The 15,469-nt window shown below is 46.9% G+C and carries 14 protein-coding genes; 3 read left to right on the top strand and 11 right to left on the bottom strand.

What is annotated here, in order from left to right; genetic code table 11:
• The 7 genes from AC27IJ_RS01645 to AC27IJ_RS01615 form a co-directional block, all read right to left on the bottom strand.
• Positions 1 to 234 carry an acyl carrier protein gene (locus AC27IJ_RS01645; RefSeq protein ID WP_312446027.1) on the bottom strand — a complete coding sequence of 78 codons (234 nt, stop codon included), beginning with the start codon at positions 232 to 234 and terminating at the stop codon, positions 1 to 3.
• A 97-nt stretch (positions 235 to 331) separates the two neighbouring features.
• The gene (locus AC27IJ_RS01640; protein WP_487147284.1) at positions 332 to 1,804 is read right to left on the bottom strand and encodes a collagen-like domain-containing protein; all 1,473 of its coding nucleotides are present in this window, start codon (positions 1,802 to 1,804) and stop codon (positions 332 to 334) included.
• 278 nt (positions 1,805 to 2,082) lie between these two features.
• Complete coding sequence (gene lsrF / locus AC27IJ_RS01635; protein WP_312446025.1) at positions 2,083 to 2,964, bottom strand: 3-hydroxy-5-phosphonooxypentane-2,4-dione thiolase; 882 nt, start codon at positions 2,962 to 2,964, stop codon at positions 2,083 to 2,085.
• A gap of 60 nt (positions 2,965 to 3,024) precedes the next feature.
• Positions 3,025 to 4,176 (bottom strand): substrate-binding domain-containing protein, encoded by a 1,152-nt coding sequence (locus tag AC27IJ_RS01630; RefSeq protein WP_487147283.1) that lies wholly within the window; start codon positions 4,174 to 4,176, stop codon positions 3,025 to 3,027.
• A 67-nt stretch (positions 4,177 to 4,243) separates the two neighbouring features.
• On the bottom strand, positions 4,244 to 5,239 hold the full coding sequence (locus tag AC27IJ_RS01625; RefSeq protein WP_312446022.1) for an ABC transporter permease: 996 nt from the start codon (positions 5,237 to 5,239) through the stop codon (positions 4,244 to 4,246).
• Positions 5,236 to 6,234, bottom strand: a complete 999-nt coding sequence (locus AC27IJ_RS01620; protein WP_312446020.1) for an ABC transporter permease — start codon at positions 6,232 to 6,234, stop codon at positions 5,236 to 5,238. Before AC27IJ_RS01620 ends, AC27IJ_RS01625 begins: the two co-directional genes overlap by 4 nt.
• The gene (locus AC27IJ_RS01615) at positions 6,231 to 7,766 is read right to left on the bottom strand and encodes a sugar ABC transporter ATP-binding protein (RefSeq protein WP_313256650.1); all 1,536 of its coding nucleotides are present in this window, start codon (positions 7,764 to 7,766) and stop codon (positions 6,231 to 6,233) included. The genes AC27IJ_RS01620 and AC27IJ_RS01615 overlap by 4 nt, the downstream gene beginning before the upstream one ends.
• 304 nt (positions 7,767 to 8,070) lie before the next feature.
• Here AC27IJ_RS01615 and AC27IJ_RS01610 point away from each other — a divergent pair, with 304 nt between their 5' ends.
• The 3 genes from AC27IJ_RS01610 to AC27IJ_RS01600 are packed head-to-tail and all read left to right on the top strand — an operon-like array spanning position 8,071 to position 10,961.
• On the top strand, positions 8,071 to 9,000 hold the full coding sequence (locus tag AC27IJ_RS01610) for a sugar-binding transcriptional regulator (RefSeq protein WP_312446014.1): 930 nt from the start codon (positions 8,071 to 8,073) through the stop codon (positions 8,998 to 9,000).
• Between the two features lie 21 nt (positions 9,001 to 9,021).
• Positions 9,022 to 10,587 (top strand): autoinducer-2 kinase, encoded by a 1,566-nt coding sequence (lsrK, locus tag AC27IJ_RS01605; RefSeq protein WP_313256649.1) that lies wholly within the window; start codon positions 9,022 to 9,024, stop codon positions 10,585 to 10,587.
• Positions 10,588 to 10,610: 23 nt separating this feature from the next.
• Positions 10,611 to 10,961, top strand: a complete 351-nt coding sequence (locus AC27IJ_RS01600; RefSeq protein WP_312504211.1) for a cupin domain-containing protein — start codon at positions 10,611 to 10,613, stop codon at positions 10,959 to 10,961.
• A gap of 91 nt (positions 10,962 to 11,052) precedes the next feature.
• On the opposite strand, the gene AC27IJ_RS01595 is transcribed toward AC27IJ_RS01600, so the two are convergent.
• From AC27IJ_RS01595 to AC27IJ_RS01580, 4 genes are read right to left on the bottom strand one after another with little or no spacing between them, the layout of a single operon-like run.
• Positions 11,053 to 12,033 (bottom strand): DUF4340 domain-containing protein, encoded by a 981-nt coding sequence (locus AC27IJ_RS01595; RefSeq protein ID WP_487147282.1) that lies wholly within the window; start codon positions 12,031 to 12,033, stop codon positions 11,053 to 11,055.
• A gap of 14 nt (positions 12,034 to 12,047) precedes the next feature.
• Entirely contained in the window at positions 12,048 to 13,418 is a 1,371-nt protein-coding gene (locus AC27IJ_RS01590; RefSeq protein WP_312504208.1) for a Gldg family protein, read from the bottom strand.
• 10 nt (positions 13,419 to 13,428) lie between these two features.
• Entirely contained in the window at positions 13,429 to 14,295 is an 867-nt protein-coding gene (locus AC27IJ_RS01585) for an ABC transporter permease subunit (RefSeq protein WP_312446001.1), read from the bottom strand.
• Entirely contained in the window at positions 14,295 to 15,356 is a 1,062-nt protein-coding gene (locus tag AC27IJ_RS01580; protein WP_487147301.1) for an ABC transporter ATP-binding protein, read from the bottom strand. Before AC27IJ_RS01580 ends, AC27IJ_RS01585 begins: the two co-directional genes overlap by 1 nt.
• Positions 15,357 to 15,469: the final 113 nt, after the last annotated feature.

Genomic DNA, 15,469 nt, shown 5'->3' with positions numbered 1-15,469 from the left:
TTAATTTTTCTCCTTTACTTTCTTCTCAGCCAGTTCAATCATCCGGCCGACTTCCAGACAGGATTCCATTTCCGTAATATCAAAGGTAATGGAATACGTATCCTCTATCTTGAGTAAAAGATGGATAAAAGAAAGGGAGTCAAGCCCCAGATCCTTATACAGATTGGTCTTTCTGTCAGAAACCGGAAACTGGGCCGCTTCCTCTATCATACGGATAATTTCGTCATTGATCATCACAACCGGTTATCCCTCCTTCTCCCTTCGGATATTCCTTTTACAGAAAAAGGCCTGTATCATGCTGCAAGGCCGGATACAGGCCTTTTTCTATTGCTTATTCTAGCAAAATCCCGCCGCTTACAGAGAACCTGACGAATAGTTCTGAAGTAACACCTTCTGCTCTGCAACCGACAATAATTCCAACAAGGGACCCCGCCGGGATAGTGGCATTGATGTCTGTCAGGGAACCTCTTTCCAATGTATATTTGGGAACCTGCCCTCCTCCAGCCGGTGCTATAAACGGATCTGAATAAGTCAGGGTATCCTGAAGTATGGTAAACACCATCTCACCTGTCATCTGCCCCGGTGTATCTGAAGTTAAAACTGCAAGAGCCGCAAACGGAAACAGCGTAGATCCCTCCGGTAAAAATAGTGACATTTTAGCCCCAAATAGTACATAAATATTTTTTACGACTGCATCATAAGGCATAACAAAACAACTACGGTAAAATTGATCATAGTTAACGAAGTTAAATGTAATCGTTCCAGCCGCCCAATCACCCTCTTGAAGTTGTGTAGGCCTGCCTGAATTAATTGCATTTGCTTCAAATCCGGCAAATTGAATAATTGATGGATTGCCCAGGTCATCTGTGGAAACCTCGGCATATTCATCGTCAATGGCAAAGGGAATCACTCCTGACATATTGGTGCCCGTTCCTGCTGGTCCGGTAGGTCCAGTTGCCCCGGCAGGCCCAGTCGCTCCGGTTAGCCCTATGGGGCCGGTGGATCCGGTAGGTCCAGTGGATCCGGTAAGGCCGGTGGGACCAGTCGGTCCAGTTGCTCCGGTAGGTCCGGTGGGGCCAGTTGCTCCGGTAAGACCGGTGGGACCAGTCGGTCCAGTTGCTCCGGTAAGTCCTGTGGAACCAGTGGGGCCGGTAGGGCCGACGGTGCCAGTTGCTCCGGTAGGTCCGGTGGGGCCAGTTGCTCCGGCAGCTCCGGTGGGACCAGTCGGTCCAGTTGCTCCGGTGAGCCCTATGGGGCCAGTTGCTCCGGTAGGTCCGGTTGGGCCAGTTGCTCCGGCAGCTCCGGTTGGACCAGTCGGTCCAGTTGCTCCGGTGAGCCCTATGGGGCCAGTTGCTCCGGTAGGTCCGGTTGGGCCTCCGGCAGCTCCGGCGGGACCAGTCGGCCCAGTTGCTCCGGTAAGTCCTATGGAGCCAGTAGGTCCAGTCGGGCCGGCGAGGCCAGTTGCTCCAGTCGGCCCAGTTGCTCCGGTAAGTCCTATGGAGCCAGTAGGTCCGGTCGGGCCGGTAGCTCCAGAAGGTCCAACAGGTCCAGTCGGGCCAGTAGATCCAGTCGGGCCAATAAGTCCCCGTGGTCCCATTGGTCCCATCGGTCCAACAGGTCCTTGTGGTCCCATCGGTCCTTGAGCGCCAGTTGCCCCGGTTGGTCCAGTAGGTCCGGTTGGCCCTGGTATGCCTTGTGGTCCTGTTGGTCCCACGCAGCATCTGCAACCTTGCGATCCTGTTGAGTTACAGCAGCGATTTTCATCAAGGCAGCAATTTTCATTACAATTTCTACATTTATTCATTATAATCCTCTCCTGTTAGAGCGTGAATTACGGCTTTTACTTGTAAGACTATTGTGCAAAACGAAATCATAACATAAAGGGTTTTCTACCTCTTTATACATTAATATATGTATTTTTTCTCTTACTGTCTAATTCCCTTACTGCGTACCGCCTTTATTAAAAGGGTTTGCTGTCAGTTATGGCACCCATGGCATATCACAACAATGATTCTGTTGCAGCATAAAAGAAAAGTACCTGCCAAAATTGACAGGTACTTAACCTAAAAATAAAACCGGTATTTACTGATGAATCATATCCTGATAGAACTCATAGGCCTCCTTAGCAGTAAATCCTTCGTGTACGATCTTTCGGACAGCCGCACTCATCTCCACAGGGTTTTGGCTCTGGAAGATATTTCTTCCCATATCGACCCCTCTTGCACCCTGGCTGATGGAGTTGTACGCAAGCTCCAGGGCTTCATTCTCAGGAAGTTTCTTGCCTCCTGCTACCACAATGGGAACGGGGCAGGCAGATACTACTTCTTCGAAGTTTTCACAGTAATAGGTTTTTATAATATTGGCTCCTAACTCCGCCACAATACGGGTTGCCAGTTTAAAGAACCTGTCCGTGCGCTCCATCTGCTTTCCTACTGCAACAACTCCCATGGTAGGAATGCTGTAGCGCATTCCCAAGTTCACTGCCTTTGATAAATTGTCAAGACTTGAAAGCTGTCCATCCCCTCCGATAAAAGTCTGAACCGCCATACAATCCGCATTCATACGGATCACATCCTCTATGTCAACGGCAAGAACTTCATGGGACAAGTCCTCGTCAAGCATAGAAGAACCCGAGGTAACACGCAATGCAATGCCTTTCCTTCCTTCTGCCGGTACACAGCTCCTGATCGCTCCTCTTGTTCCCATTAAAACATCAATGTTGGGAAGCAGCCTGGGCACCACTAGATCCAGTCTTTCCAGACCAGATACAGAACCCATGAAATATCCATGATCAAATGCGAACATAACCGTATTTCCGCTGTTCTCATCAAAGATATTCGTTAAATGCTTCTTCATACCCCAATCCAGATGACCCGCTCCCTTTACATAAAAAGGCCTATTGTTCGCAAACGGTTCATCCGTGTGATATTCATGTTCCACCTTTATTCCATCCAGATCTGCCATATTCTTTCTCCTTTTGCTTCTATATTATTTGCTGTCATGACTCCTGGCGTTTCATCCGTGTTAGAAATCATAGTTGTTCATATTATCTTTATTAAATACGGTACGCTCCGGAAGGAGAACAACTCCATTGTTTACCTCACCGGTGGCGGCTCCCTCAACCAGACAGTCATTGGGCATTACTTCCACAGTACCGATTTCCGGAATATCAATCTTGTCTCCCACCTTTACCTGATTCCCTGCGGACAGATAGGCGCCAAGATAGCAGCCGATGGCACCCTGTACCTGGCAGTCCCAAAGCCCCCACTGTTCAATCACTCCCGCATTGCAGTAATCCTTAATGGACATCGGGGATGCAAAACCGGTAATGGTCACATCTTCTTTTGTAAGGCCCTTGTTCTGGGCTGCCTTACACTGGCCTGGAAGAGCTGTGGAATCATTGCAGATAATCAGGTCAATATCCGGGTTGGCTTCCAGAATAGAAGCGCCGATAGAAACCGCTTTTTCTGCATCCTGCTCGGAATAATAGTTATTCGGAGCCACATTCACCCAATTCGGAAAGTTCTCTTTGATATAGGCTTCTCCCGCGACCTGCCAGGAGTTCTGGTCCGCTACCGTTGCCTGGGAATAATGCCAGCAGTATTTCACCGCGTCAGCTTTGACATCCTTCCCCCGCTTTGTTAAAGAATCCACTCCCATATCTACCAGCATTTTCCCCAGCATCTCAGGAGTTCCCTGTGAAACCATTAACGTACGTACCGTATCTGAAACATCAGAATCCCATGTGACCACGGTCAAGCCCGCGTCAGTGGCCTCCTTTAACGCGGAGTCAAGCCCTGTTGCATCTACAGAGGAAACACAGAGGGCATCTACGCCGCTTGCCACCGCATTATTGATTACCTGAACCTGGTCTGCCACAGCCGCGTTTGCGCTTCCCTGGTAGTCAACGTTAATTCCCCAGGATTTTCCATACTTCTGTGCTCCCGCATTAGCGGATTCAAAAAATGCATTTCCCGTAAGTTTTGGAATAAATGCAACTGTTTTTCCAGAAATACTGGAAGAACCGGTATTGTCTTTGCTCTCTTCCGCTTTTAATTCTGTTTTCGTTTCCCCATCAGGTGCCTTAGTTGCCACAGCCGGCTTTCCTGAGCCACCGCAAGCTGTCAGCGATGCCGCCACCAGTCCAGCTAATACAAGTGTCATTGCTTTTCTCATAAATAAAATCCTCCTTATATGTATTTGATCGTTTTATATTAATGAGGTTTTCACCTCATGTTACCAATCACTTCCGTTCTCTTTTCAGAAAACGTGCTTTGAGAGCCGGATTATTCAGGACGGCCCTGCCTGTCACCACTGCCAGTAAAAGAAGCCCGGCTGGAATATCTAAATACTGCTGGCTCACCTTAAAGCACAGGGGAAGCCCGAATCTCAAGGTTCCAATGACTACCGCTGCGAGGGCCGTACCAGGTACGCTTCCTTTCCCTCCAGTACTTAAAGTACCGCCCAAAACCACTGCAGTGATGATGGGAAGGGTCAGAGTAGAGCCAATATCGCTTTTTGCCGTGCCAAGATATGAGGTCAGGACGATTCCGGCCACAGCCGCACTGATTCCAGACAGAACATACGTACTCATAATAATGAGTTTCGCATGAATACCTGAATATTCCGCTGCATTGGGATTTACCCCTACCAGAAACACCTGTCTTCCATACCTGGTTTTATGGAGAAGAAAATAAGCAAGTACTGCCAGGATAAGAAAAATGATCACCTGACTTGGAATGACGCCAAACAGCTTTACTTTAGAGATCTTTAAAAAGCTGTCCGGGAAACCGCTGATCCCTTTGTAGCTCTCTGTTGCTGACAAATTGGACACCAGAAGAGCAATTCCCGAGTACAGAAAACTTCCTCCAAGAGTGACCACCATGGGCTGCACGCTGCAGTATGCGATAAAATAGCCGGAAAGAGCGCCGCATAACCCTGCTGCAATCATAGCGATCAGGGAAGCAACCCAGATATTCACTCCGCCATCCTGCCAGGCAACTCCCAGGATAATGGAAGAAAGCCCTACAATGGAACCGGCCTGGATATCGATCCCTCCTGTGATCATGACAAAGGTGACAAACAGTGAAATGATACAAATGGAAATGATGTCATTCATACTGCCAAACAGCACTCTCGGCATAAGGAACTTACTGTTCTTTGATGCAAAAACAACGATTTCCAGAATTAAAATCAAAGAGAGTACAAATTCCCACTTTTTCCAGATAAGAGCTTTCATTTCTTCTCTCCTCCTTTTTCTGCAGTCCTGGCGGCCAGGATCCGGTGGCGGTTTTTCTCTGCCGCCCGGTTCTGTGCCACCGTATTAATTACAACAATGGTCAGAAGCATGACACCTGTGATCGTATTGTCATAATCAGAAGAAAATCCAAGAAAGACAAGAATTCGGCTGATGGAGGACATGATGACCGCACCGATGGAAGCGCCGGCCAGGCTTCCAATCCCGCCGTTTAAACTTAAACCTCCAAGAACGCAGGCAGCAATTGCCTTCATCTCATATCCGCTTCCTGCCGTAGGCGTGATAAAGCCAATGCGGGATGCATAAACCATACCTGCTGCGGAAGCAAACACTCCGCACAGGACATAAGCTGCAATCTTCGTTTTATCTGCCGGTATTCCCACCAAGGTTGCACCAGCCGCATGATCTCCGACTGCAATAAAATATTTTCCCTTTTTCGTTTTTGTCAAAATAAGATGGGCAGTCAAGACCACAAGAACTGCCAGCGCATAAAAAACAGTTAAGTTTCCCATCAGGATGCGGTTTGACATTCTGGTAAATTCAGCCGGAAGGTTTTCTACCCAGGCACCCTTTGTGTATACATAAATCATCCCCCGCACAACACCGTTAACGCCCAGAGTAAAAATCAGAGAGGGAATGTGAAATACCGCCACGCCGACTCCATTGACCAGTCCTGTAAGAATACCGATAGCAAGAGCGGCTGCCGTAGCCGTTACCACCCCATATCCATCCCTTAAGAAAGCGGCTCCCACGGCTGCCGATAAGCCCAGCACCGCCCCAATGGAAACATCGATTTCTCCCGTCAAGATCACAAATGCAATTCCTGCCGACAGAAGAGTAAATACAACGCTGTCATTAAAGCAGTTCCATATGGCTGCCGGCTGCCAGAAACTCCTATTCACCAGGCCCACCAGAAAAATCAATCCTGCCAGAAACAGAAAACTATTTAACTCACGGATTTTTCCAATCTTCTTCATGCTTCCACCTGCTTTCCTTCTGTCACGCCAAAAGATGCCGCCATAAGGCTTGCCTGGGTGATCTCATGTCTGCCTAATTCTCCTCTAAGCCGCCCTTGAAAGACCACAACTGCCCTGTCTGAAAGCTCTACAATCTCTTCCATATCAGAAGAAATCAGCATAACCGCCACTCCCTGCTTTTTCAGTTCATGGATAATTGCATACACATCTCCCCGTGCCGCCGCATCAATACCACGTGTTGGCTCGTCCAGAATCACCAGCTTGGGATTGGTAGACAGAGACCGGCCAATTACGATTTTCTGCTGATTGCCGCCAGAAAGGCTTCCCGCAATCTGATCCTGCCCCGTAATCTTGATGCGGAAATCCTCCACATATTTCCGGGTGATAAGCTGCTCCGCCTTCCTATTTAAAAATATCCGCCCAAGGGATTTCCCCGGAACCAAAGCGGAGGTGGTATTAGCCGCAACATCGCTGATTCCAAACAGGCCATTTAAGCGGCGGTCCTCCGGTACATAATTGATACCGGTTTTTAAAACCTCCCTGGTAGAAAGGCCTGTCACATCTTTTCCATCCAGAAAAGCCTTCCCTCCAAGAACCTTATCTTTACCAAAAATCGTGACTGCGAGTTCGGTACGCCCGGCTCCCACAACTCCTGCAACCCCAAGAATCTCTCCCGGATAAATCTTAAGGTTTATGTCCCGGAATCCGTAACCGGAGTATCCCTTCAGTTCAAATACCGGCTCCAGTACAGAGTAATCCAGATCACAGGATTCTTTTTCCCCAGCTCTCTGCTGCCCATCCATATTGGGAGGAAGCAGCCCCTTAACCAGCATCTCCCTGGTAAAGTCCGAGGACTTTCCCTTTAATGTGATCACGCCGTCCCTCATAATTGCCACATGAGTGGCGATCTGAAATACCTCAGCCAGACGGTGAGTAATATAGATGATCCCAATGCCCTTCTTCTTTAAATCCTCTACAATCCGGAAAAGGCTTTCTACCTCATCAAAGGTCAGTGCGCTGGTAGGTTCATCTAAAATCAGAAGCTTAGCCTGCCTTAGAAGCCCTCTTAAAAGCTCCACCAGCTGCTGTTCTGCGATAGAAAGGCTCATTGCCTTCCGATCCGTATCCAGATGCCAGCCGATCTCATCCATGATGTGCCGCAGACGCTTCCGAAGAACAGCCGTATTTTCACTAAAACCGATCAGGATATTCTCTTCAACAGTCATATTGGGAAACAGCATGGGTTCCTGGGGAACCATATAAATCCCTTTTGAAAGAGCAACAGACGGTTTGAATACCGAAAGCATGTCCCCTGCAACCGTTACATTTCCTGCATCCGGTTGGTAGATACCCATTATGATTTTCATCAAGGTGCTTTTTCCCGCTCCGTTACCGCCAATCAGGGCAAGTACTTCTCCCTCTCCTACGCTTAAATCGATGCCTTTTAAAACAGCATTGGAGCCAAATGATTTGACAATACCGCTGACAGAAAACAGTGTCTGTTCTAAACGGGCTGCTTCTGATTGTTTCATATTTCCTCCCACCCATCATACTTGATATTTTTGTTCGCATCACCAACTTTTGTTCATGCCCATATCATACATGACCCAAAACAGGTTGTCAATAGTTTTTTCAGAAATTTATGGTGTTTTTGAACTAATTTAAGCGTTATATTATGTATTATTTATCATATATTACACATCAATTTCATGATTTCATTTTTTGATCCGGCACTATTGACATATGAAATTCCATTTGTTATACTAAAGAAAATTCGAAACATTTTATTCAATGCGAAACATTTGTTTAGAATAATAAAGAACAGGAGACCTAAAAATGAATTATGAAGATTCCCTTATTATTAAAACAGCATGGTACTATTATATAGAAAATATGACCCAGCAAAAGATTTCTGAAAAACTTGGAATATCCCGTATGAAAGTGATTAAGCTTTTGGAGAAAGCCAGGCAGGATGGAGTGATCCAGTTTCAGATTTCCCAGGAACGGAGCCGTCACTTAAAAGTCGAACAGGAATTAATCCGCAGATGGAATTTAAAAGATGCATTTGTAGTTCCCTCTGCACCAGGTATTTCCGCCCTCAACGATACCATCGCCAAAGCCGCCGCTATGTACATCAGTGACCGGATTACAGAAAACACATACATCAATATTGGATACGGAGATACTCTTGGCCGGGTTATCAATCATCTGGCCACCATAACGGAAGCACCTCTGTCTGCCGTATCTTTAACTGGAGGAGTCAGCTATTATCTTCCAAATACATTTTCCAGCAAATTTAATGCAAAACTGTTTCTGTATCCTGCACCGCTCGTTGTTTCTACTAAGGAGCTTTGCAGCGCTATGCAGAACGAACCTTCCGTTCAGGAAATTTCCCGCATGGTGAATCTGGCTTCCATGACAGTCGTAGGCATAGGAGGGATCAGAGAAGACGCAACCATAATCAAGAATGGGATCTTCACAAAGAATGACTTTCTCTATTTATCCATGCAGGGAGCCGTAGGTGATATCCTGAGCCATTTCATCGATCAGGACGGAAATCCCATTCATACCGATATTGAAGACCGGCTTTTAAGCACATCTCTTGCAACCCTGCGCACCCTGCCCAATGTCATTGGAGTCGCCGCAGGAGACAGCAAATTAAAAGCCATACGTGCTTCTTTAAAAGGCGGCTATTTAAATGTGCTGATCACAGATGAACAAACTGCATTAAACCTGATGGAAGAAGATCCCGACTCACCGATATGAAAATAGAATGGAGGAATGGATATGTCATCAAATTACCTTTTAGCCATTGATGCAGGCACCGGCAGCATCCGTGCCGTACTTTTTGACAGCAAGGGCAATCAGATCTCTTGTATTCAAGAGGAATGGGAACACAGGGAAGATCCCAGGTATCCGGGGAGTATGGATTTTGACTGGGTACATAACTGGGAGCTTGCCGCCTCCTGCATCCGAAGGGTCTTATGCACGAGCGCCGTCGATCCTTATGAGATAGCCGCAATCTCCACCACCTGCATGAGAGAAGGTATTGTTCTTTACGACAAGGAAGGAAAAGAAATCTGGGCCTGCGCCAATGTAGATGCCCGGAGCAATGAGGAAGTAGAACAACTGATCCGCAGAGACCCAGAGCTTGAACGCCTCCTCTATCAGGAAACAGGACAGTCATATGCCCTGGATGCCCTTCCCAGGCTTCTCTGGGTAAAGAATAAAATGCCTGATATTTATAAACGGATCGCATACATTGGAATGTTCAATGACTGGCTTATGTTTAAGCTGACCGGACTCCTTGCCGTAGAGCCAAGCAACGGATCAACAACAGGATTGTTTGATTTAAAAACCCGCTGCTGGAATCCGGAGATTGCCGGACGGTGTGGGCTACGGACAGATATTTTTCCCCTTGTAAGGGAATGCGGGACCGTAATCGGGAAAACCACTTCCTGTTGCAAAGACCAGACAGGACTGCCGGAAGGAATTCCTGTCGTCGTTGGCGGAGGAGATGCCCAGCTAGGCAGTATTGGTGTAGGTGTGGTACATGCCGGGGAAGCCGCGGTATTCGGAGGCAGCTTCTGGCAGTACGAATACAACACTGACAAGCCGGACACGGATCCGGACTGCCGTGTCCGTGTAAACTGTCATGCCATACCAGGCATCTGGCAATTTGAAGCTCTTGCCTTTCAGCCGGGCCTTGTCATGCGATGGTATCGGGACAGCTTCTGCCATGCAGAAAAAAAGCTTGCCGGGGAAACAGGCACGAACATCTATGATTTGATGAATGAGGAAGCAGAGAAAATACCGGCAGGGTGTTATGGAATGATGTGTACTTTTTCCGATGTGATGAACTTTATTAACTGGAAACACGCCGCACCGACTTTCTCCAACTTTGGCCTTGATCCCGGGAAATATAACCATTATACCTTTTACCGGGCAATTTTAGAGAATGCGGCTTTGGTTACAAAAGGACATTTAAATCTGGTCCAGGATGCCATCGGCCATCTTCCAAGAGAAATCACTTTTGCAGGCGGAGCCGCTAACAGTTCCCTCTGGGCTCAGATCCTGTCTGATGTTCTGGGGCTTCCTGTAAAGGTTCCTAAGGTAAAGGAAGCAACAGCACTGGGCGCCGCCATCCTGGCCGGATATGGAATTGGCATGTATCATGATATTGCTGAAACTGCAAAAGAACTGGTGACTATAGAGAAGCAGTTTATTCCAAACATGGAAAATCACAGGATTTATAATGAGATCTATGGGAAATGGAGAGAATTTTATCAGGCTCAGCTGGTTCTCTGCGACCGAAAAATCACCAAAAACATGTGGATTGCGCCCGGTTTATAAGTGAATAAAAAGGAGAGAAAAATATGTTCATCATCAATGAATCAGAAAAAGAATTCCGTTTTGGGGACAGCGGCCCAAAATATTTAATGAAAGGCCCCCGCATGAATTTTGCAGTCGTGCAGTTCCAGCCAGGGGAGGATTTTACCGCTCACTATCATAACGTGATGGAGGAAGATTTCTTCATCCTGGAGGGAGAGATCAATATTGTTGTAGATGGAGTCGTCCACCATTTAAAGCAGGGGGACTTCATCCACATTGAGCCTTCGGAGGTTCATTATTGCTTTAATCCCTACCAGAACAAAGTAAAGATGATATCCACGCTGGCGCCGTTCCAGGAAGTAGATAAGATAGAAGTAAAAGACTATACGTTTTAGTCATTATAAACTGTACCCTGATGGCTGGATATAGAAAAAGAGGCTGTTTGCCTCTTTTCTACCTCTTACGATCGGGGTACAGTTTATTTTTTTATGAAATACCTTTGTCTACCGTCAGACATTTATCAATGGAAGCTTTTTCTATTTCATTGATATTGGAAGAATTTTCTGTACGAGTGTAATAGCAGGTGGAATCACTGTTTAAAGAGCCTATGGACAAAGTAAAGGTTTCTTCCGAACCGTTCTTATCATAAGCATAGGTAATGACCGCAGACGGCTGATCAAGGCCATATCCTGCCAGTTCATTTTCCTGCACCTTATAATTAGGACAGCTTTTTACCTTTAAGCTGCTTAAGGAATCTGCCAGTACATTTAAGCCGGAATTATCGGAAACCTTATTGTCCGGCAGATCCACAGAGTCCCTGTACCATTCAATGGACCCATCTTTATCATCCAACTTCTTTTTTACAAAATGTTCACTGGAGTCTGCCTTAGTTATTGTAATGCTTTTTATGTCAGCTCCGGAAACAGCCGGAAATTCCTCCAGGGCCATCAGATCATTTAGTCCGGTGTTGGTTTCGTTGTACAACGTGGCGCTGATGAGATATGGGGTATCCTGCCCCTCCAGGGCGGCATAATAATCCTCGTCCCCGGCGGCATTGCCAAGGAGGATTACGGATCTCGTCCCATCTTCTGCAGTTGCGGCGATCCTTCTTATAGGCTGATCCAGGCCATAGGCGCTTAAGCTGTCCCCTCCTTCCAGTTTCCGCAGGGCTTCAAGCTTTGAAACCGTGGAAGCAAGTGCATCCACTTCCGCCTGTTTTACCGGAAAAAGTTCATCCCCGTCATAGTTCCATTTGCCATCCTTTTTTGTAAAGGACAGCTCCTTGCCGTCAAAATCATAGGAAAGGCTGGAAACATTGGTAAGATCGGTGAGATGGATTATATCTCCCCCCTTTTTCTCCTTTGCCTGTTCCTGGGAGCGGTTCATATACTGACCCACTCCCACATAAACCACACACAGAACCGCCAGAGCGGCCGTTCCGTATAAAAGGCCTCTTTTCTTTTTCATGTTTTAGCCTCCTTTTACAGACGTTTGCGCTTCAGCCAGATCACAAGCCCGGCTGCCAGCGTCACCACCGGGATAACAAAAATAAACAGGATTCCCCACATGCCTCCATGGGTAACAGTGTTATAAGTTACATCCAGGCTCTTGGCTGGTATGGATACATTTGAAACGTCATCGAAATTGGCTGTAACCGCATTCATGAAAAGATTTAAATTGGTTAAGTTGGTAAAGCTGGTGTTAAGACCTTCATCAATAAGGGAAGGGGTGCTGAATACGGTCAAACGTGCCGTTCCGGAACTCAAAGTCTTCTCAGATACGGCTCCCAGGATATAGGTTCCTTCTGTCTGCTTATCGGCCGTTACCAGCATACCTCCGTCACTGGTCTCCATAAATGGGGTCACTTCCACGCCTTCCGGCAAATCCTCCTTCTGGGTCAGGGCGGCGGACTGAAGGACAAGAGCCGCGCTTTTTTCGTCAATGCCGTTTGTCACTTCACTTCCTGCCTGAATGGTTGGAAAGATATAGTAGGGATTGTTCTGATAAAACTTCTTGGTATCTGCTGCAAGACCGTTTTCCAGATTCAGGCCATAATCGTTCATAAGCGCATTTAAATTTGTACGGTCCTTCTCTGAATAGCCTGCAAGGATCATAACCCTGCCGCCTTTATCCAGGTAATCGGAAATCATCTTCTTTTCATCATTAGCCAGGTCTGATACCGGCGCATTAATGAGCAAAAGTTCACAATCCTCAGGAATGCTGCCGCCTGTCAGGAGATTTAAGGAATTCACGGTTAAATTGGATTTTTTCAACATATCAGAAGCCGTGGCCCCAAGAGCCGGTTCTCCATGGCCTTCTGTCACGTAAACCGTTTTCTGTACATTGTTGATCACATGGGAAATAGCCCCGGTAAGCTGGCCTTCTCCATCAAATTCTGTTTCCTTGGACTGTCCGTAATAATAGTATGACATTTCATCCATTTTAATGATATCCGTCAGGGCGATGGATTCTGTCCTGCCTGTAGAATCACAGCTTACTAAAAGCGTGTTGTCTTGCGCATTCAGCTGTTTTACCTGGTCTGGATGAAGGACGGAATCCACGGTCACTACCTTGACATGGCTGGATAAATCCTCGTAGCGTTTTATAAAGCTTGTAATCCGCTTATCCACAGACTCAGGTGCTGCCACCACATAAATCGTAATATCCTTATCAAGTCCCTTAACAAGATTCTCTGTGGTTCCTCCCAGGGTGTAGATCCGGCTGCTGCTCATATCCCATTGCCGTACCTTCTCCGGAAGACGGCCTACGATCAAGTTTAATATTACTACGGCTGCTATGACGATCAGGGAAAGGATCGCCGTATAGCCACCTTTTTTTAATTTTCTTGTCATTTCCATCCTCCTAACTCCATCTGCGTTTCTCTATGGACTGCACGGTCAAGAATATCAGCAGGAATATGATGCTGATATAGTAAACCAGACCGCCTGCATCAAAGATGTCATGACTGGCAAAGTTCTGGAACACGTCGGTCACTGCGATCTTTTCCAGCACATTTGTCAGGGCGCGGTCAAAAAGACCTCTTTTCACGAGGTACAGCACCGCGATGCAAAGGACTCCTGCTGTTTCTAAAAAAGCCGCAAGGGGACCATGACTTGTTACACGGTAGACAGCAAAAACAATTCCGGTCCAGAGGATCAAAAACCCTGCTGCAGAACCGATCGCCGATGTGGGCAAAAATCCTACAAGGCTGGGCCATAAAAGCAGCAAAAGGATGATTCCAAAGGTTCCCACCGCTGCGATGATCTGGCTTTCAGTTAAGGAAGAAATAAACATCCCCACGGCAATATAGACGCCTCCCAGCAGGAAAAAGGCCAGTATGGAAGCATAATCCGCCTTTAAATTCGCATTTCCGTTGAGCTTGATGATGAGAGGACAGATTCCGGAAAGCAGTACCGGAACAGCGTAGACAGTTATCATGGAAAGATATTTTCCAAGAACCATCTGGGTAACGGATACCGGGGAGGTGAGTAAAAGCTGGTCTGTTTTCGTCTTCCGGTCATCCGCAAAGCTTCTCATGGTAAGCACCGGAATGCCGATCATGATAATGGTCACCATACCGGACAGGGTATAGGAAAAATAGGGGTATCCGCTCATCATGTTATAAGCCATAAAGTAAATTCCTATGAACAGCACCATAAAAGCGATAAATACATAACCGGTCATGGACTGAAAATATGCCTTCAGTTCCCTTCTATAAATAGCTGCCATTATTCTTCATCCCCCTCTCCGTCTACATCCTCTTCCTTAAGATCCTCCTCTGAAGGCTCCTCTTCAAAATCATCTGCTTCAGGGCTTTCGCCTGTTTCTATAACCTCTGCGGCCCCTTCACCTGTCAGTTCAAGGAACACCTCTTCCAGAGACGCCCTTGTGACCTGCATGGAAAGAATGGGAAGTCTTTGGCCGGCAAACGCAAAGAAAATGGTTTCCCTGATATCCTCTCCATCTCCTTCCTCTTCTGTGCAGATACGGAAATTCACCCTGCTTATTCCTTCTTCTCCGCTCTCCTGTACCGATACATCGGCTGCCTGGGGAATGGTTTCCAGAATTTCAAGGATCTGTTCTGGATTTCCTTTCACCAAAAGTTCCATTCCGGCGGTTCCGGCCATCTGGCGTTCTAAATTTTCCGGCGTATCGCTGGCAATCAGCTTTCCCTTATTAATGATCATGATGTGATCGCATACCGCGCTGACCTCGGAAAGGATATGGGAGCTTAAAATAACCGTATGCTTCTGCCCCAGCTTACGTATGGTATCCCGGATCTCGATGATCTGCTTAGGATCCAGTCCCACGGTAGGCTCATCTAAAATAATGACCGGGGGAAATCCTAAAACTGCCTGAGCCAGACCCACACGCTGCCTGTAGCCTTTTGATAAGTTGCGGATCAAACGGCCTTTTACATCTTCCAGTCTGGCAAGCTCCATGACCTGGTAAACAGCCTCATCTCTCTCTTTTTTCGGTATTTTCTTTAATTCCGCAGCAAACAGCAGCTGCTCTTCCACAGTCATATCCACATAAAGCGGAGGAAGCTCCGGCAGATAGCCAATGCACTTCTTTGCTTCCTCCCCATCTTCCAATATATTATGGCCGTTGATCAGCACATCACCTCCCGTAGCGCCGATGTACCCAGTCATAATGTTCATTGTCGTGGATTTTCCGGCTCCATTTGGCCCTAGAAATCCATATATCTGGCCATCGTTGATGGTAAAGCTCAAATGGTCCACAGCCAGATGGCCGCCGTAATCCTTTACCAGATTCCTGACTTCAATCAACTCTCTCTCCTCCTGTTCTTTCATGCATTTTGCATCTTTACTTAGGGTAAAAGGGAATTGTGAAAATTGTGTGATATATTTTTGTTAATTGTGTGATGAAAGTATGAAATATT

The organism is Lacrimispora sp. YZC11 (assembly GCF_057543815.1).
This window is presented reverse-complemented; position numbering and strand designations above follow the sequence as displayed.

Coding starts and splice junctions, on each gene's coding strand:
- AC27IJ_RS01620 (WP_312446020.1), bottom strand. CDS start 6,234: ATGAAGAAGATTGGAAAAATCCGTGAGTTAAATAGTTTTCTGTTTCTG.
- lsrK (WP_313256649.1), top strand. CDS start 9,022: ATGTCATCAAATTACCTTTTAGCCATTGATGCAGGCACCGGCAGCATC.
- AC27IJ_RS01630 (WP_487147283.1), bottom strand. CDS start 4,176: ATGAGAAAAGCAATGACACTTGTATTAGCTGGACTGGTGGCGGCATCG.
- lsrF (WP_312446025.1), bottom strand. CDS start 2,964: ATGGCAGATCTGGATGGAATAAAGGTGGAACATGAATATCACACGGAT.
- AC27IJ_RS01610 (WP_312446014.1), top strand. CDS start 8,071: ATGAATTATGAAGATTCCCTTATTATTAAAACAGCATGGTACTATTAT.
- AC27IJ_RS01645 (WP_312446027.1), bottom strand. CDS start 234: ATGATCAATGACGAAATTATCCGTATGATAGAGGAAGCGGCCCAGTTT.
- AC27IJ_RS01625 (WP_312446022.1), bottom strand. CDS start 5,239: ATGAAAGCTCTTATCTGGAAAAAGTGGGAATTTGTACTCTCTTTGATT.
- AC27IJ_RS01585 (WP_312446001.1), bottom strand. CDS start 14,295: ATGGCAGCTATTTATAGAAGGGAACTGAAGGCATATTTTCAGTCCATG.
- AC27IJ_RS01600 (WP_312504211.1), top strand. CDS start 10,611: ATGTTCATCATCAATGAATCAGAAAAAGAATTCCGTTTTGGGGACAGC.
- AC27IJ_RS01595 (WP_487147282.1), bottom strand. CDS start 12,033: ATGAAAAAGAAAAGAGGCCTTTTATACGGAACGGCCGCTCTGGCGGTT.
- AC27IJ_RS01615 (WP_313256650.1), bottom strand. CDS start 7,766: ATGAAACAATCAGAAGCAGCCCGTTTAGAACAGACACTGTTTTCTGTC.
- AC27IJ_RS01640 (WP_487147284.1), bottom strand. CDS start 1,804: ATGAATAAATGTAGAAATTGTAATGAAAATTGCTGCCTTGATGAAAAT.
- AC27IJ_RS01590 (WP_312504208.1), bottom strand. CDS start 13,418: ATGACAAGAAAATTAAAAAAAGGTGGCTATACGGCGATCCTTTCCCTG.